The sequence below is a fragment of the Bacillus sp. MM09(2025) genome (genome assembly GCF_050496725.1).
GTDB lineage: Bacteria > Bacillota > Bacilli > Bacillales > Bacillaceae > Bacillus > Bacillus pumilus.
Map to the genome: position 1 here is coordinate 1 of NZ_JBNWEN010000003.1, position 18,102 is coordinate 18,102.

17 protein-coding genes and 1 pseudogene are annotated in these 18,102 nt (G+C 38.9%); 13 read left to right on the plus strand and 5 right to left on the minus strand.

Features of this window, described 5'->3' with window-relative positions; all coding sequences use genetic code 11:
- From ACQYAC_RS04125 to ACQYAC_RS04145, 5 genes and pseudogenes are all read left to right on the plus strand, one after another.
- Positions 1-227: pseudogene (locus tag ACQYAC_RS04125) on the plus strand (dTDP-glucose 4,6-dehydratase); the annotation flags it as partial.
- A gap of 41 nt (positions 228-268) precedes the next feature.
- Positions 269-1,168, plus strand: a complete 900-nt coding sequence (rfbD, locus tag ACQYAC_RS04130) for a dTDP-4-dehydrorhamnose reductase (protein ID WP_429942789.1) — start codon at positions 269-271, stop codon at positions 1,166-1,168.
- Positions 1,131-2,069 (plus strand): ABC transporter ATP-binding protein, encoded by a 939-nt coding sequence (locus tag ACQYAC_RS04135; protein ID WP_429942790.1) that lies wholly within the window; start codon positions 1,131-1,133, stop codon positions 2,067-2,069. The genes rfbD and ACQYAC_RS04135 overlap by 38 nt, the downstream gene beginning before the upstream one ends.
- Positions 2,070-2,088: 19 nt before the next feature.
- Complete coding sequence (locus ACQYAC_RS04140; protein ID WP_429942791.1) at positions 2,089-3,255, plus strand: ABC transporter permease; 1,167 nt, start codon at positions 2,089-2,091, stop codon at positions 3,253-3,255.
- Positions 3,248-4,369, plus strand: a complete 1,122-nt coding sequence (locus tag ACQYAC_RS04145) for an ABC transporter permease (protein WP_429942792.1) — start codon at positions 3,248-3,250, stop codon at positions 4,367-4,369. Before ACQYAC_RS04140 ends, ACQYAC_RS04145 begins: the two co-directional genes overlap by 8 nt.
- A gap of 132 nt (positions 4,370-4,501) precedes the next feature.
- On the opposite strand, the gene ACQYAC_RS04150 is transcribed toward ACQYAC_RS04145, so the two are convergent.
- On the minus strand, positions 4,502-5,395 hold the full coding sequence (locus ACQYAC_RS04150; protein WP_429942793.1) for a LysR family transcriptional regulator: 894 nt from the start codon (positions 5,393-5,395) through the stop codon (positions 4,502-4,504).
- Positions 5,396-5,533: 138 nt separating this feature from the next.
- On the opposite strand from ACQYAC_RS04150, the gene ACQYAC_RS04155 reads away from it, so the two are divergent.
- The 6 genes from ACQYAC_RS04155 (at position 5,534) to ACQYAC_RS04180 (ending at position 12,691) form a co-directional block, all read left to right on the plus strand.
- Positions 5,534-6,985: an alanine/glycine:cation symporter family protein gene (locus tag ACQYAC_RS04155; RefSeq protein WP_429942794.1), complete on the plus strand. Its 1,452-nt coding sequence runs from the start codon at positions 5,534-5,536 to the stop codon at positions 6,983-6,985.
- On the plus strand, positions 6,982-8,145 hold the full coding sequence (locus ACQYAC_RS04160) for an iron-containing alcohol dehydrogenase (protein ID WP_429942795.1): 1,164 nt from the start codon (positions 6,982-6,984) through the stop codon (positions 8,143-8,145). The genes ACQYAC_RS04155 and ACQYAC_RS04160 overlap by 4 nt, the downstream gene beginning before the upstream one ends.
- A gap of 133 nt (positions 8,146-8,278) precedes the next feature.
- Positions 8,279-9,028, plus strand: a complete 750-nt coding sequence (locus tag ACQYAC_RS04165; RefSeq protein WP_429942796.1) for an SDR family oxidoreductase — start codon at positions 8,279-8,281, stop codon at positions 9,026-9,028.
- Positions 9,029-9,400: 372 nt separating this feature from the next.
- Positions 9,401-10,621 (plus strand): MFS transporter, encoded by a 1,221-nt coding sequence (locus ACQYAC_RS04170; protein ID WP_426971612.1) that lies wholly within the window; start codon positions 9,401-9,403, stop codon positions 10,619-10,621.
- Between the two features lie 70 nt (positions 10,622-10,691).
- Positions 10,692-11,732, plus strand: a complete 1,041-nt coding sequence (locus ACQYAC_RS04175) for a 2,3-butanediol dehydrogenase (protein WP_058014595.1) — start codon at positions 10,692-10,694, stop codon at positions 11,730-11,732.
- Between the two features lie 128 nt (positions 11,733-11,860).
- Positions 11,861-12,691 (plus strand): manganese catalase family protein, encoded by an 831-nt coding sequence (locus ACQYAC_RS04180; protein ID WP_058014596.1) that lies wholly within the window; start codon positions 11,861-11,863, stop codon positions 12,689-12,691.
- Between the two features lie 36 nt (positions 12,692-12,727).
- Here ACQYAC_RS04180 and ACQYAC_RS04185 read toward each other — a convergent pair whose 3' ends face one another.
- Genes ACQYAC_RS04185 through ACQYAC_RS04200 form a run of 4 tightly spaced genes read right to left on the minus strand, consistent with a single transcriptional unit; the run spans position 12,728 to position 15,770 of the window.
- On the minus strand, positions 12,728-13,441 hold the full coding sequence (locus tag ACQYAC_RS04185; protein WP_268496821.1) for an amino acid ABC transporter permease: 714 nt from the start codon (positions 13,439-13,441) through the stop codon (positions 12,728-12,730).
- A gap of 12 nt (positions 13,442-13,453) precedes the next feature.
- Positions 13,454-14,152 (minus strand): amino acid ABC transporter permease, encoded by a 699-nt coding sequence (locus ACQYAC_RS04190; protein ID WP_058014598.1) that lies wholly within the window; start codon positions 14,150-14,152, stop codon positions 13,454-13,456.
- On the minus strand, positions 14,149-15,009 hold the full coding sequence (locus ACQYAC_RS04195) for an amino acid ABC transporter substrate-binding protein (protein WP_058014599.1): 861 nt from the start codon (positions 15,007-15,009) through the stop codon (positions 14,149-14,151). Before ACQYAC_RS04195 ends, ACQYAC_RS04190 begins: the two co-directional genes overlap by 4 nt.
- Positions 15,006-15,770: an amino acid ABC transporter ATP-binding protein gene (locus ACQYAC_RS04200; protein WP_429942797.1), complete on the minus strand. Its 765-nt coding sequence runs from the start codon at positions 15,768-15,770 to the stop codon at positions 15,006-15,008. The genes ACQYAC_RS04195 and ACQYAC_RS04200 overlap by 4 nt, the downstream gene beginning before the upstream one ends.
- A 144-nt stretch (positions 15,771-15,914) precedes the next feature.
- Between ACQYAC_RS04200 and ACQYAC_RS04205 the strand changes: the two genes are divergently transcribed.
- Positions 15,915-17,078, plus strand: a complete 1,164-nt coding sequence (locus ACQYAC_RS04205) for an acyl-CoA dehydrogenase family protein (RefSeq protein ID WP_323641142.1) — start codon at positions 15,915-15,917, stop codon at positions 17,076-17,078.
- A 126-nt stretch (positions 17,079-17,204) separates the two neighbouring features.
- Positions 17,205-17,993, plus strand: a complete 789-nt coding sequence (gene blaBPU / locus ACQYAC_RS04210) for a BPU family class D beta-lactamase (protein WP_429942798.1) — start codon at positions 17,205-17,207, stop codon at positions 17,991-17,993.
- Positions 17,994-18,102 lie beyond the last annotated feature (109 nt).

An 18,102-nucleotide genomic window follows, 5' to 3' on the forward strand; every position in this document is an offset into this window, starting at 1 on the left:
CGGATTTAAACAATGAAAAAAGTAATATTGATATCGTAAAAACTATTTTAGAAATTTTAGAAGAGCCCATTGATAAGATTGAATTCATACCAGATAGACTAGGGCATGATAGACGCTATGCCTTAGATAATTCAAAAATACAAAATGAACTTCAATGGGCTCCATCTTATTCCTTCTATGATTCTTTGAAAAAGACTGTGATGTGGTATGCGAATAATCACAATTAAGATTAACCGACACTTAAATAAAATTTAAGAAAGGTATGACAATGAGAATTCTTTTAATAGGATCAGATGGATCGTTAGGTAGTGAGCTTCTAAGACAATTAAAATTAAACAAACTAAATACTGTTTATCCTTTTAATAAAAAAAAACTTGATATCACTCTAAAAGAAGAAATAGTTAAGGTCTTTAATAAGGTGAAGCCACAAATTGTTATCAACTGCGCAGCGTATACAGATGTTGAAAAAGCTGAAGTTGAACCAGCAAAAGCAATACTTGTTAATGGGACATCTACAAAGTATCTTGCTGAAGCCACTGATAAAATAGGCGCAATTTTTGTACACTTTAGTACAGATTATGTTTTCAATGGAGAGCAAAACATTCCATATACTGAAAAAAATAAACCCAACCCCCTTAATGTTTATGGAGAATCTAAAAGGTTAGGAGAAAAATATATAGAGGAATCAACAACACGTTATTTTATAATTCGTACTTCTTGGCTTTTTGGAAGGGGCGAAAAAAAAAATTTTGTAGATAAGATACTGGATCTTTCTGAAATTCAAAAAGATATTCCTGTAATTACTGATCAAATTGGATCTCCTACATATACAGTGGACCTTGCTTCCGCTACATTGGACCTCATATTAACAAATCATTTTGGGATATATCATATTGTTAATAAAGGTATAGCTTCGAGATATACTTTTGCACAAGAAATACTGAGGCATTCAAAAAGAAACGTATCACAAATCTCAAAAGTAGATTCAAAATCATACCCAAATTCTGCCGAAAGACCAAAATTTTCTGCACTGGATAGTCTGCTGTTTTCGAATGTAATCGGTTATGAATTACCTAGTTGGCGTGTTGGGCTTTTGCAATACTTAAAAGAAAGAAGGAGTGGTGAGACATTTGTTAGAAGTCAATCAAGTAGTAAAAAACTATGGTGATAAACAAATATTAAAAGAAATAAGTTTCAAAGTTGAAAAAGGAGATTCATTCGGCTTTTTAGGGCCAAATGGAGCAGGTAAATCTACTTTAATTAGTATTATCACAGGGCTCTACCAACCAACAGATGGCTACGTATTAATCGAAGGGTATGATATGAACAGGCAACAAAAAAAAGCACAACAAATGATTGGAATTGTTCCGCAAGAAATAGCGTTATACCTCAATATGACGGCAAAAGAAAATTTAATCTTTTGGGGTAGAATGTATGGATTGAAAGGAAAAATTTTAAAAAAAAGAGTGAGAGAAACTCTCCAAATAATAGGACTTGAAGAGCGTGCAAACGATAAAGTCAAGCTTTTCTCTGGTGGGATGAAAAGAAGAGTAAATATCGGTTGTGCTATTTTACATAAGCCAAAAATTTTAATTATGGATGAACCAACAGTTGGAATAGATCCTCAATCAAGAAATCATATTTTAGAAACAGTCAAAAGGTTAAACCAAGATGGAATGACTATTGTTTATACGAGTCACTATATGGAAGAGGTCGAATACTTATGTGACAAAATTGGAATCATTGATCAAGGATCACTTATTGCACTAGGGACAATTGCTGAACTAAGTAAGCTTGTTGAAGAACAAAGAGAAATAATTTTAACGATTAAAAATAATAAAGCAGATATTGAAAAAGTGTGTAATTATATTCGAGAAAGCTATCCTTCTAAAGATTTTAATGTCGATGGTCAAAAATTTAGAATATCAGATCAAAAACCTCAAGAATTTATTAGTAAGTTAATTCAAGTATTAACAGATATGAAAGTGGAAATTATTTCAGCAGAAGTTGTAGAACCAAATTTAGAAAATGTATTCTTATATTTAACAGGTAAGAAATTACGAGACTAGACCGAATAGAGGTGAACACATGAGCATCTGGGTTGTACTAAAAGATCTATTATTGTTTTTTAGAGATAAGAAAAGCTTTTTTACACTTTTTTTTATGCCTATCATATTAATTGCTATTTTAGGTGCAGCATTTGGAGATAACATGAAGAAAGATAGTGAAGTCAAGATCAATTCATTTCGAGTAGGAATAACAGATCAAGATAAGTCCGCTACAAGTAAAATGTTTCTTTCAACATTGTCTAAGAGTGAACTCAGTGACATATTTGAGGTGAAGGTCACCTCGAAAAATCAATTAGAGAAAGATTTAAATAGTAGAGACATTACAATGGGCATAATCATAAAGCCGAATTTTGAAAAAAGCCTATTAAATCTTGATCATGTGCAATTGAATATTTTGAAAGGACCTAATTCAAATTTACAGGAAATGGTTCTACAAAATGTGATTTTGCAGTTCTTTCAAAATTACCATATGAATCGTATTCTGGTGCCGTTGAATCAAGGTAAACAAGTGGAAATCGTGTCTGATCAACTGAAAAAAGAGCTAGTGATCGAGAGGAATATTCATAACAACAGCCAGCCGATTACATCCTTCCAATACTATGCAGGCGGGATGGGTGTGCTTTTTTTATTAATGACTGTTGTTTTTCTAGTTGGAAGTATGATAGAGGAAAAAGAGGAAGATGTTTATAAAAGGCTGATTGTATCAAAATTAAGTAATACTAGTTACATCGTCGGGAAGTTATTGGGTATTGTTTTGATGAGTATGATTCAACTAACAGTCATTATTTTATTTACTAGCTTTGTCTTTAAGGTGAACTGGGGAGAGCCTTTTACTGTTGCTATGATCGGATGTAGTTTTATTTTAAATGCTGCGGGTTTCGGGGTGCTGATTGGTTCTTTTATCAATAGAGAAAAAACGTTTAACAGTGTGGGGATTTTAGGAACACAAGTGTTAGCTGCTTTAGGTGGGAGTATGGTGCCCTTATACTTATTCCCACAATGGATGATTGATATCAGCTTTTTTTTACCTAATTCTCTTGCACTTCAAATGTTTTTGAAAAGTATGGCAGGTGCTAATTTTAGTGAAATTCAAAGTGGATTATTACTTAGCTGTGGGATGGGACTTGCTTTCTTCATCATTGCTTTATTAAGAATGTCTTTTGAAAGGAAGCATCGTTATGCATAAAATATCAGCCATTATTGCTTTAAAGCTAAAAGAAACATTAAAGTCCCCATTGACCCTTATTTTTTTATTTGTTATGCCAATTGTATTTAGTTTTATCTTTGGAAGTACCACATCTGATACAAAGAAACCTACAGTTGCTTTTATTCAAGAGCCCAGCCAAGGTAAACTTGATCAAGAAATTTTTCAAATTCTCGAAAAAAACACCAAATTTCTCTGGGTAAAGGCAACTGAAAGCGACGCAAAAGATTTAGTATCAGAAGAAAAGGTCATTGCGTCTGTGAAAGTCGCAAAGCCATTAAAGTCCCATCTAAAAGAAAATAGAGAGATTTTTAATGTGACAGTATATAAGAAAACTGAGGAATATGCAGTCTTATCTCCCTATTTAAAAGAGACAGCGGCCATCATTTATCAAATCAATCAGGGTGTGAAAGAGCAGAAAAGTGTTTCTCTCACCAATGCTTTGAACAAGTTAAATGAATCTGGCACCATTTCATTGGTTGAAAAAAATCAAGAGGGTGAGACAAGCCAGCAACCAAATTTAATACCGCTTGGCTTTACTATTATGTTTATGATGTTTGCGATTTCAAGCTCTGTGTCATCCATTCATTTAGAGTATAAAGATTATACATGGCAAAGATTGCTTTCGAGTCCAATCCATAAAATATCTGTGTTATTGGGGTATTTCATAGCTTATTTTCTTCTTGGATGGATACAACTGGGTGTCCTTCTGACCATCTTATCAATATTCTTCAATGTATACTTAGGAAACTTTATGCTTATTTTAGTATTTGGTTCATTTGTTATAGGGCTTGTTGTGAGTTTAGGTTTTATGATTGCAACCTTATCTCATACAAAAAAGCAAGCTGAAGTATTTAGTGCAATTATCATTGTGGGAACTTGCATGCTAGGGGGTATTTATTGGCCATTAGATATCGTTCCAGACATTATGAAGAAAATTTCGTTGGCTATACCCCAAACATGGATGATGTCTGGTTTTGGTGAGATGATGAGCGGTACTGTCAATTACTCAATCTTATTATTAGACATAGCAATTTTAGCTGCGTTTACGATTGTTTTTATGGTGATTGGTTTGAAAAATATACGATCCTATTAATCTCTTTGCATGAAATTACTTTTATCATTTAGAAAGCTTAAGCCCTCTATATAGCTATAGAGGGTTTTTATATACAATAACTCTTCAGTATTTTGGAGGCGGGGCAATGAAAGAAATAGAAAAATGCTGATATTACCCGTTTAGAAGGATATAATCCTCTGTTAAATCAACAAATGCCTTTAAAGCAGGGGACATCCATTTGTTTTTATGCCAAAACAGTTGAATTTTCGTTGAGAAACAAGGTTCCATCCAATTGATTTTGATGATATTGCCTTCTGAAACTTCTCTTTTCACAGAAATTTCAGGAAGTACAGCGATTCCTAAGCCTGCCATTACACATTTTTTTATGGCTTCTACATCTGCTAATTCTAGTTTACTTCGCGGTTTTGCTCCCGCCTGTGTTAATGAATGTTCAAAGGCGTAGCGATAATCACAGTCTTCCGTTAACAACAATCTTTGCTCGTTCAAATCAATTGGATATACTTTTTGTTTTTTGCTCAAAGGATTTGTTGGGCAGCATACAATGGCCATCGGTTCATCTTTTAATTCTTTTACAAGTAAATGCGAGGATACTACAGGATTCATGGATAATAAGGCGACATCAATTTGTCCTTCTAGTAATAGATTTAAAACATCTTTTTCCGCTATTCCTGGGCGGAAGATCAGTTCGACTTTTGGATACTTTGTTTGAAAGTCCGTTAAAATGTGAGGAAGCCGGTAGGTGCATTGTGTTTCAGATGCACATATTCTCAAAATGCCGCTTGGCTCATTCATCCCGCCAACAGCCTCTAATGCTTCCCCTGTTAAACCTAAAATTTTATCCGTATAATGTTGAAATTGTTTGCCAGCTTCTGTTAAGATCACCCTTTTTCCAAGCCTTTCAAATAGAGGGGTTCCTAGCTCTTCTTCCAATGCCACAATATTTGCTGTGATGCTAGATTGAGCATAACCAAGCATTTGTGCAGTTTTTGTAAAGTTTAATACTTTTGATGCTGTTTGGAACATCATTAGTTGTTTGATCTCCAACTTCAAGCCTCCCTAAATCGGATGAGCCGATTGATATCATCAGAAAACCTCTATAGATTGATCATAACATTTTTACTATCATAAAAGTAAGCGCTTGCAAGTTATGTTATTTCAAATATTCAGATTCACAAAGGGGAGATGGCTTTGTTTGAAATGATTGTCAATTCAGTGAATGACTTTTTATGGACATATATTTTAGTGGTTATGTTATTAGGCATAGGAATCTACTTTACGGTGAGAATGAAATTCATGCAAATTGTTTTACTAAAAGAGGTCTTTCGTTCTATTTTTGAAAAAGCTTCCAAAACAAAAGAGAATAGGAATGAAATTTCCTCTTTGCAAGCTTTTTTTATTGGAGCTGCTACAAGAATTGGTACTGGAAATATGGCAGGCGTTGCGATTGCTATCACTGTTGGTGGTCCTGGAGCTATTTTCTGGATGTGGTTTGCAGCCGTTTTAGGAGGAGCCTCTGCATTTGTCGAAAGTACACTGGCTCAAATTTATAAGGTGAGAACAAGTGACGGTTTTAAAGGAGGTCCTGGTTACTATATTCAAAAGCAATTCGGATTGAAATGGCCAAGCAGGATTTTTGCTTTTTCTGTCATTCTTAGTTTCGGCTTAATTTTTAATGCAGTACAAACGAATACAATTACAAATGCCTTTCAGTATTCATTTGGTATTAGTCCGATTGGCATAGGTCTATTTGTCACCATTTTAACGGCTTTCATCATTTTTGGTGGAGTCAAGCGAATTGCTAACGTCACTCAAATCGTTGTTCCAGTGATGTCAGTGTTTTATATTATCTTAGCATTCTATGTGATTGTCACAAATATCACTGATGTACCCGCAGCATTAGCAAGTATTATGAAGAGTGCATTTGGATTAGAGCAAATCGTTGGAGGCGGGATTGGTGCTGCGATAATGAACGGTGTCAAACGTGGGCTTTTTTCAAATGAAGCAGGAATGGGAAGTGCCCCAAACGCCGCTGCTGCCGCCAATGTTTCGCATCCAGTAAAACAAGGGTTTGTTCAATTATTAGGTGTGTTTTTTGACACATTAGTTGTTTGCAGCTGTACAGCCTTTATTATTATGCTATCGACAGTAGAAACAACGGGTGAATTATCTGGTATCGAAATTACCCAAGCTGCGATGGCACAGCATTTTGGATCTTGGGCGAGTATCTTTTTAGCATTTGCTATATTTACTTTTGCTTTTAGTTCTATTGTAGGTGGCTACTATTATGGTGAAGCCAATATCGGTTTTATTCATAACAGTGCAACAGCGTTATTGGTGTACCGAATCATGGTATTAATGATGATGATGTTTGGCGCTGTTGCCAACTTACAAATCGTTTGGACTTTGGCGGATTTGTCAATGGCCATCATGGCAATCGTCAATTTGATTGCAATAGCTATCCTAGGAAAATATGCTTTTGCCGCTTTGGATGATTACATGCAACAAAGGCTGTTAGGCAAAAATCCTGTTTTTTATGCATCTAGCATTCCAGGTTTAAAAGAAATAGAGTGGTGGGGAGCAGAAAAACTAACGGCTCACTCAACAAATTTACATGAAGGAGTAGAAAAATCATGATGAATTTTGAATATCATTGCCAAACAAACATAATGATGGGGATTGGTCAGTCAAAAGAAATTGGATCTATAGTAGAGGATCTTGTTTTGCCGGGTGCCACAGTGATGATTGTGACAGATTCTGGTGTGAGAAACGCAGGGCTAGTTCAGCCAATTGAAGTGTATTTGCAGGAAGCCGGTTATTCTGTTTTTATATTTGATCAAGTATCTCCAAACCCTAGAGATAATGAATGTCTAGCTGGTGCAGAGCTCTTTAGAAAAGAACAAGCATCAGCGGTCATTGCGATTGGTGGCGGAAGTCCAATGGATACAGCGAAAGCGATTGCTTTATTAGGGCCAAATGGCGGCATTCCTGAAGATTATATATCAGGGAAGAAGGCGTATGCTAATCTATCTCCATTAATTTGTATCCCAACAACGGCTGGTACTGGTTCTGAGGTGACCCGTTCATCTGTCATTACGTTCGCTGCTTCCCATAAAAAAATCACATTAAAACATGCCTTGCTTCGGCCAACCATTGCGATTTTAGATCCGGCTCTTACATTGACGGTGCCAAAAAGCATAACAGCCGCAACAGGTGTAGATGCATTGGTACATGCTATTGAAGGCTATTCATGTAAAGTAACAAATCCAATTTCGAAAGCAATGGGTGCAAGTGCAATGGAGACAATTGTGAAATACTTACCCAAGGCATACGAGAATGGATCTGATCTAGAAGCGAGATATAAAATGCAGGAAGGTAGTTTACTAGCCGGTTTATGCTTCGGTTCAGCCGATGTCGCAGCCGTTCATTGCTTAGCAGAAGCACTTGGCAGTCTTTATGATACACCTCATGGTATCGCAAACGCGGTATTTTTGCCTTATGTCATGCAATTCAATGCAGTTGAAAACAAGGTACTGCACGCAGAGCTTGCCAAAATAATGAGCTTTGCAGATAAAACGGATTCAGATGATGTGGCGATTCAAAAATTAATTGATGGCATGTATACTTTCACAAAAAATTTAGGTATTCCAGCACTAAAAGATCTATCTTATGTAAAAGAAGAGGATTTTGAAAAAATGGCTGAATTAGCAGAACAAAACGGCTCTACATCAAGCAATGTTCGTACTGTTACGAAAGCCGACTACTTAGACATTTTAAAGGCTGCTTTTGATCAATGAATTCCAAAGAAACACCCTCCTATGACACGATCACTTGGAGGGTGTTCTTTTATGTTTCATGTGGCTAGGTATCGCTTATATAAGAGTGGTATGATAGACGACAACATCTGATAGAGAAAGGATTGGATAAACGATGAACTTTCACAATAAAACGGTCGTCATCACAGGCGCAGCCAATGGAATTGGTGAAATGATCGCATGGGGCTATGCAAAAGAAGGAGCGCGAGTGGTGCTTGCAGATATAGATGAAGAGAAGGGGAAGCGCTTGGAGGAAGAGCTGAAAAAAGAATCGTTAGAAGCTTATTTTAAGAAAACAGATGTGACGCAAGATAAGGATATTCAACACTTAATGTCGTTTGCGGCGGAGCGCTGTAAAACGATTGATATTCTCATTAATAATGCTGGTGTCATGTGCACAGTATCGCCTTATGAATTAACGGTCGATGATTGGGATCGTGTGTTACAGACGAACCTAAGAGGAACTTTTTTATGTGCAAGAGAAGCAGCACGTTATATAAAAGAGAATCCAAAAGGCGGTTCTATTGTGAACATTTCATCCACCCGAGCGACCATGTCAGAGCCAAATACAGAAGCATATGCTGCATCAAAAGGCGGAATATCGACGCTGACTCATGCCTTAGCGGCTTCTTTTAGTCCGGATCATATCACGGTGAATAGCATTTCACCTGGATGGATTGAAACGAAGGATGAGGAGAATCTTCGAGAGATTGACCACAAGCAGCATCTTTCCAATCGAGTGGGCACGCCAAAGGATATTGTGAAGGCTTGCTTTTATTTAACCGATGAGGAGAATCAATTTGTGACCGGCACAGATTTAGTCGTTGATGGCGGCATGACCAGAAAGATGATCTATGCTGATTAACTCGAAAAAAACATTGACGCTTTGATCAAGGCGCAGTACAATATGTAACAATTCAGCTGAAGATCGTGATGAAATAAAGACATGGCGCTCATAGAGAAGAGTACATCATGAGCCGTCCCGCACAGAGAACTCCGTGAAGCTGAGAAGGAGCCGGGCAGCATGATGGAACCAAACCTCTTAGCTCTGCACCGGATTCCTTCGGATGGTGGTGCAGCGACATTCTCCCGTTACAGAGATGGGTTCATGATGACCTGCTAAGGTTCATCTGGCAACAGATGAATAAACTGAGGTGGCAACGCGGAGTAAATCCCGTCCTCAAGACAGAAATGTCTTGGGGGCGGGATTTTTTTATGACAAATAGGGGGAAAAGTGATGAAAAAACATTGGCGGGATATGAGTTTGCTGCTTGGAGCTATCGGAATTGCAAATATAGGAGAATGGATTTATATGATTGCTCTCCATCTGCTCATTTTTCAAGAAACGGGCTCTGTGCTGGCTGTAACAGCTGTCTATATGCTGAGACCGGCTGCGGCTCTTTTGACAAACAGCTGGTCTGGCAGTTTGATTGACAGGCTGAATCAGCGGAAAGTGATGATCAGCTTAGATATTAGCCGGGCTATCTTGATCGCATGTATACCCTTTGCGTTATTTTCAGGACATCTGCTTACCCTGTATGTAATGGTGTTCCTCATTCAAATGGCACAAGCGATGTTTCATCCAGCTTCGATGGTCTATATGACAGCATTGATCCCAGCAGATAACCGAAAAAGGTTTAATGCCATTCGCTCATTATTACAATCGGGTGGATTTTTACTTGGACCCGCTGCAGCAGGTCTGCTTTTTTTAATAGGTACACCTGTTTTTTCCATTTATATAAATGCGATCTGCCTGTTGGTATCTGCTCTGTTCACGATGTGTTTACCGAATTTGCTCAAACAAGATGCTGTCCAAAATGGTTTTACCTTTTCAATGTTAAAAGAGGATGCGAAGCTTGTTCTTCGGTTTAGTTTGACATCACGCCAAATGATGGCGGTGTATTTATTATTTAGTGCCGCTATCACGGTACTTCCTACTGCCATTGACTCTCTTGAAACAGCCTTTGCAAAAGAAGTGCTGCTGCTAACTGATACACAATATGGTCTTCTTGTTAGTATAGCTGGGGCAGGCATTATCGCAGGCGCAAGTCTCAATTCGGTCATTGTGGAGAAGCTGCCTGTTTCGATCATGCTCGGGATTGGCAGTTTATTTGTTGCATGTGGCTATCTCATTTATGCTTTTTCCAGCACATTGTTTGCAGCTGCTGTTGGATTTTTTATACTAGCATTCTTTTTAGCATTTGCGAACACAGGTTTTATGACTTTTTATCAAACGAATATCCCGGTAGAGGTGATGGGGAGGGTAGCCAGTTTTTATGCTTTGGTTGAAGCCATTCTGACGATCATGCTGACAGGGGTCTCTGGTGGACTTGCACATGTTTTATCAATCCGAACCTCTGTTATCATCGGGTGTCTATGTATGCTTATTGTCTGTTTATTGCTATGTTTTGTCATCTTTCGTCCATTGAATGTCAAAAAGATAGTGCATCTTACTTAGAAAATTAAAAAAATTATGTTATGATTATTTAAGTAAGTTAATGAAATTGATGAGAAAAGGAGTCTTACACATGAAAGCACTACGCTGGCACGATCAAAAGGACATTCGACTAGAGGAAATTGATGAACCAAAAGTTGCTCCAGGAAAAGTGAAACTTAAAGTGAAATGGTGCGGCATTTGTGGTAGTGATTTACATGAATATCTAGGAGGACCTATCTTCATTCCAGTGAATGAACCTCATCCACTGACAAAAGAAAAAGCCCCTATTACACTGGGACATGAATTTTCTGGTGAGGTTGTTGAAGTAGGAGAAGACGTCAGCAATTACAAAGTAGGCGACCGAGTGGTTGTTGAGCCTATTTTTGCAACTCACGGACACCAAGGTGCTTACAACTTAGATGAAAACATGGGCTTTTTAGGACTTGCCGGAGGCGGCGGTGGATTCTCTGAATATGTATCTGTCGATGAAGAATTACTTCATTTATTACCAGACGAAATTTCATATGAGCAAGGGGCACTTGTAGAGCCTTCAGCAGTTGCTTTATATGCGGTTCGTTCTAGTAAAGTACAAGCTGGCGATACAGCGGCAGTGTTTGGTTGCGGACCAATTGGCTTGCTTGTTATTGAAGCATTAAAAGCAGCTGGTGCTACTGATATTTACGCAGTAGAATTATCTAAAGAACGCCAAGAAAAAGCGAAAGAGCTTGGAGCGATCATTGTTGATCCTTCTCAATATGAAGATGTGGTTCAAGAAATTGCACGCCGTACAAACGGTGGCGTCGATGTTTCTTTTGAAGTGACAGGTGTACCTGTTGTATTGAAACAAGCAATCCAATCAACTAGAATTTCAGGTGAAACAGTCATTGTGAGTATTTGGGAAAAAGGCGCAGAAATTCTGCCAAATGACATTGTCATTAAAGAACGTACAGTCAAAGGAATTATCGGCTACAGAGACGTATTCCCATCTGTATTAAACTTAATGAGAAAAGGCTATTTCTCTGCTGATACGCTCGTCACAAAGAAAATCAAGTTGGACGATGTGATTGAAGAGGGTTTCCATGCATTAATCAATGAAAAAGATCAAGTGAAAATTCTAGTGAGTGCTGAATAAGTAGGATGATAAAGAGAATGGCAGAGGCCATTCTCTTTTTTTATGCACATGATTGCTCCTTTTCATAAAGAGGCATGCGGTTGAATAGTGATAAATGAAAAGATGTTTTTGATAAGGGAGATGACATCATGTTTTATCACATCAAAGAACTGCAATATGAAGCAAAGCCCTCAAAGCCTGATCCAGTTTATGCAAAAAAATTGCAGGAGGTATTAGGCGGTCAATATGGTGAGATCAGCGTCATGATGCAATATTTATTTCAAGGCTTTAATTGTCGAGCAGATCAAAAATACAGAGATTTATTGTTTGACATAGGGACAGAGGAAATTGGTCATGTGGAAATGCTTGCGACGATGATCGCTCGTTTACTAGATAAAGCACCTGTTAAAGAACAAGAACAGGCGTATGAAAGTGATCCAGCACTTGCAGCAGTTATGGGCGGAATGAATCCTCAGCATGCAATTGTTGCCGGTTTAGGAGCCATGGCAGCGGATAGTCAAGGATATCCGTGGAATGCTAAGTATATCATTGCAAGCGGAAATTTAATGGCTGATTTTAGAGCCAATTTAAATGCAGAATCACAAGGGAGACTTCAGGTCACAAGGCTCTACGAAATGACCGATGATCGAGGCGTGAAGGATATGCTTTCTTTTCTTATTGCTCGAGATACATATCATCAAAATATGTGGATTGCGGCGATTAAAGAATTAGAAGAACGAGAAGGGGATGTCGTCGTACCAACCACCTTTCCGCGCTCACTAGAAAAACAGCAAGTATCCTATGATCTGTTTAACTTCTCAAGAGGGGAAGCAAGTAAGGAAGGCAGATGGGCACATGGCCGAAGCATGGATGGAAAAGGGGAGTTTAGATATATTTCTGCACCAGTCGTGTTTGGTTCTGCACCAAAACTAAAACCCGCACCAAAGGAACTGTTTAACACACCGAAAAAAGGCGAATAAAAAAAGTCGATCAGGATTTGAGCCTGACCGGCTTTTTTAACGTCCGAGAGATCTTCCGTACACACTGACACGTTTCTCTAACAAGGCAAAAGCGAGTTCAAAGAAAATGCTCAGCAGCCAATAGATCATAGCAGAGACGAGATACGTTTCTAAAAACTGATAGCCGTCGTTCGCAATGATTCGGGAAATCCCCATGATTTCAAGTACTCCAATCGTAAACGAAAGAGAGGTGGCTTTTAATAGCTGAATGAGCTGATTGCCTAAGTTCGGCAGGGCTACCACAAATGCCTGCGGCAAAATAATGCGCATCATCGCTTGGCGTGTTGTCATCCCCACAATTTTTGCTGCTTCAAGCTGCCCTTTGTCTACCGCAAGAAGTGCACTCCGAACAACCTCTGTTAAATGGGCAGCTGAATGGAGGCTGAATGTAATAAGAGCAACAGCTAATGGGGAGACCATGTCTGGATGAAAGGTCAGCCCGAATGTACCGCTCATTTTGGTTAGAACAAAAGGAAGTCCATAAAAGAAAGCGAACAACTGAACAATAAGAGGCGTTCCTCTAAAAAAGGAGACATAGAGCGTCACAAGCTGTCTGAGTAAAGGAATGCGGAAGAGACGAATGAAAGCAAAAACAGATCCAATCATCAGACTTACAGCCATGGAAACGAGTGCAATCAATAAAGTAAAAGGAACGCCTTTTAAAATATGAGGTACTTGGTCAATCGCAAATGGAATATCGATGGTTTGCATCAAATCGCCTCCTTAACGTGACAGGCTGGTGCGGCCTTTTACAAATTTTCTTTCAAGCAGCATGGTGATCAGTTCAATACTCATGCAAATAAGCCAATACACAATCGCAATGATCACATACACCTCAAACATACCGATTCCGTAGTTATTTCCTAAAATGATCTTTACCTGTCCCATCATATCAATGAGTCCGATTGTAAAGGCAATTGCTGTGTCTTTCACAAGATCAATGGTGTAATTTCCGAGGTTCGGCAGTGCAATGAGAAAGGCCTGCGGGATAATGATCCTGATCAATGCCTGTGTATCTGTCATCCCAACAATGTAGGCGGCCTCCAGCTGATCCTTCCCGACAGATGAATACGCACTGCGAAAAACTTCAGATAAATAAGCGCCCGTATGTAAAGAAAACGTCATCATCACAAATAACACACGATCCCAATGATTGATTTGAATCCCTGCCACAAGCAAAAGCTGAGGCAGTCCAAAATAAATCAAGAAAAGCTGAACAATTAAAGGCGTACTCCGTGTAAAAGATAAATAAATAACAGCCAATTGCTTCAGCACTGGGATTTGTTTAATACGAATACATGCAAATAGCAAGCCGATGATGATGGCAAAAAACAATGACACGATAATCATGAGAAAAGTAAGTGGCAGGCGTTCAATCACCTGTAAAAAAATGCCCAGCCAATCTCCAGCTGTAAACGTCATGACGCTTCCTTCCTTTCTTCATTTTGATCGCCTTGCTCTGAGATGTCATCAATATCTTGAAAGAAATCAACCCCAAACCACTTTTTCGCCAGTTTAGGCAGTGTTCCATCATCAATCATCTCTTGTGTGATCCGGTCCAAATCTTTTGCAAGTTTCTTCTCGCTTGGCTGTAAGACAAGATAGATAGGCTCCTTTGACACAATGCCTCCAACTTTGACCTTTAGATTTAAATGCTTTTGAATGGTATCAAAGGTTGAAATGTTCATAAATGCTGCATCTGACCGTCCACTTTCAACGCGCTTTAAGTTAAGCTCATTTGAAGGGCTCTCAATAGTCGTCAGCGGAATATCCGGATCATGTTCTTTATTATATTGATTTAAAATCGAACGCAAGCCTCCGCTAGGGCTGACAGGAGCCAGCTTTTTAGATGTCATATCATCAAGCGATCGAATCTCCTTGTCTGATTCATTCACAATTAAACCTGTCATCGAATAGCCATACGGAACCTTAGGGTAAAGGAAACGCTTTTCACGTTCAGGATTACTAAAAAACCAATTAGCCGCCATTTCAAACTTCCCTGCGCCTACACCAATTAAATTCGATTCTTCCTCGCCAAAAATGTAATCAAAATGTACGTGAGGAAGCCTCTTTTCCACTTCATTTAAATAATCAATATTATAGCCAATTGGTTCGTTTCGGTCATTTGTTGCTAAAAAGGGTGGATTGACCTCTGCACTTAGTGCGACTTTTACAATTTTTCTACCATCATCTGTCGTGGTTTTCACACTGCTGCAGCCCATCAGAAAAAGAAATAACAGAAAGACACCGGACATCATGAATGCTGTTCTTTGCTTCATTTGTCTTTCTCCGATTCTTGCCACATGCCGCGATGAATTCTTGATAAAAATTGTTTCGTTCGTTCATGTTGTGGCTTCAATAGGACGTCTTCCGGTGAGCCTTTTTCAACGATTTCGCCATCTGCCATAAAGATCACCGTATCCGCCACGTCCTTTGCAAAAGAAATTTCATGCGTCACAATGACCATTGTCATCCCTTGGCTCGCAATATCTTTGATCATTTCAAGAATTTCTCCTACCATCTCTGGGTCCAGTGCCGACGTAGGTTCATCAAACAAGAGCACTGAAGGATTCATCGCAAGAGCGCGGGCTATGCCAATTCGCTGCTGCTGACCACCAGATAATTCACTCGGAAATGCATCCTTTTTATGAAGCAGTCCAATCCGCGTTAAAAATTGCTCTCCGACCTTTTCTGCTTCTTTTTTAGACATGTTTTGAGACACGATCAATCCTTCTGTAATATTTTCAAGTGTTCGTTTATTCTGAAACAAGTGATAATGCTGAAACACCATGGAAGATTGCTGTCTGAGTTTTAGCAGATCTTTTTTATGATATCGTTCAAATTGAATCGTGGCTTCACCAACTGTCAGCTCTCCTTTGTCTGGAATATCAAGGCTATTTAAGCTGCGAAGAAGTGTAGTTTTTCCTGATCCGCTCGGTCCAATAATGGCGACCACTTCACCTTCTTGTACGGTGAAATCAATGCCTTTTAACACATGGGTTGACCCATAGGATTTATGTAGATTAGTAGCTGAAATCATAAAAGCATCACGTTCCTTTGACATATGTACTTAATATTGATAAAATTTAACACATTAAATCCTATAAGTAAAGTGTGTTTTATTTATTCCGATTGGAAAAATCAGATATGATAGATTGTGAGAAACAGAGGAGTTGGATACGTTTTGTCTAAAGCATTATTTGTCGATACCGATTTTCAAAAAACATGGCTCAATCAGCTGGAATCTCTTCGTGAAACGATCGAACAAGCGGCAAAAGAACATGATGAAGGCGCTTATTTTCCTGAAAAAAATATTGAATCATTAGTAGAGATGGGCTATACGACGTTGTCTCTTCCTGCTGAATACGGAGGCGGAGGTCAATCTGTGAAGGATATGGTTCTGTTTCAAGAAACGCTCGGCAGTATGGACGGAGCGACTGCCTTATCTATCGGCTGGCATCAAGGGGTTGTAGGCGAAATCTTCGAAAAGAAACAATGGAATGAGCAGCAGCTGCAATTCTTTGCGAAAGAAGTGAAGAAGGGCGCCCTTGTCAACCGTGCTGTGAGCGAGGCGCAGACAGGCAGTCCAACAAGAGGCGGGAAGCCTGGGACAACAGCCACTAGATCAGGTAATGAGTGGATCATCAATGGACGTAAAATTTTCACAACGATGTCACCAGCACTTACATACTTTTTAGTCGGCGTATGGATTGAAGAAAAAGAGGCAATGGGCTTCTTCTTAATTCATCGCGAGACAGAAGGTGTTTCAATAGAAGAAACGTGGAATGTTGTGGGGATGAGAGGAACTGAAAGTCATGATTTAATTTTAGATCAGGTGAAGGTTTCAGATGACATGCTTGTTGAGGTGCAAAAAGGGCCGCGTGGTGGTACGCTAAATCCTTGGATTGCACATATTCCATCCTGCTATTTAGGCATTGCGCAAGCAGCAAGAGATTATGCTGTTCAATATGCCATCACCCATTCACCGAACAGCATCAACGGCACAATTAGTGACCTGCCAAATGTCCAAACGCTGATTGGTGAAATCGACTTACTATTAAAGCAAGCACGCCACGTCATCTACTCAACGACCACATTGTATGAAAAGCCAGAAAAAAGAGAGCTGTTAATTAATGAATTTGGTGCTGTGAAGCATACCGTCGTTAATCATAGTTTGCAAGTTGTCGATAAAGCTATGCGTTTAGTCGGTGCGAAAAGCTTAAGCCTAGATTGTCCACTGCAGCGTTACTATCGAGATATTCGTGCTGGGCTCCATAACCCGCCAATGGACGATATGACGATATCAAAAATGGCGAAACAGGCCATTCAAGAGAAAAAAGAGAGCTAATATACAGCAAAAAGCCGGATATAAACCGGCTTTTTTTATTTGAAAGAAAAGAGGACAAGCGTACCTTATGTCCCATCGCTTAAGCATGCTACAATCATGGGAATCATGAGAAAAGGAGCGATTGTTTTGAAGAAAAAGTATATAAAATGGCTGTTTTCTGGCATCATGCTGATGGCACTTTGTATCAGCCAGCCTTCATCAACTGAAGCAAGATCACCAGCGTGGTCAGTAGATGAATTCTTTAAAAATCGGGAAGGAACGTTTGTGGTTCAAGAAGTAAAAGAAAAGTCCTCTTGGGTGTATAACAAAAAAAGAGCGAAAGAGCGCTTTGCACCTCAATCGACATTTAAGGTAGCAAATGCCTTAATCGGACTCCAAACAGGCGAAGTGAGAGATGAATACGACATCAAATATTGGGATGGTGTAAAAAGAGAGATTGACAGCTGGAATAGAGATCATACATTAGGCTCTGGCATGAGAGATTCAGTCGTCTGGTACTATCAAGCCATGGCACGTGACATTGGAGAAGAACGTATGAATCATTGGGTGAAAGCCATTCATTATGGGAACGAAGACATATCTGGCGGAATCGATCAATTTTGGTTAAGCAGCACCCTGCGAATTTCTCCTATCGAACAAGTTCGTTTCCTCAAACAGCTATATGAAGAGACTCTTCCATTTGACCTAAAGAACATGAGAACAGTTAAACGAATGATGGTACAAGAAGAAGAGAAACACGCTACCCTATACGGAAAAACAGGCTCGGGATCAGGTATCGGCTGGTACGTAGGCTTTATCAAACATGAAAATAAAACCTACATTTTCGCCACAAATATCGAAGGCACCGGCATAGAAGCAAAAGACATCACCTATCGCATTTTGAAAAAATATCATTTGATGGAAGCATCCGTTTAGGGTGCTTTTTTATATGCTAAAAAGGGGAAATATTGATAAGTTGATGATATATGGGTTAGTTTGAAAGAATGATATATTTATAGAAATATATTGAAGTATCATTTCAAAT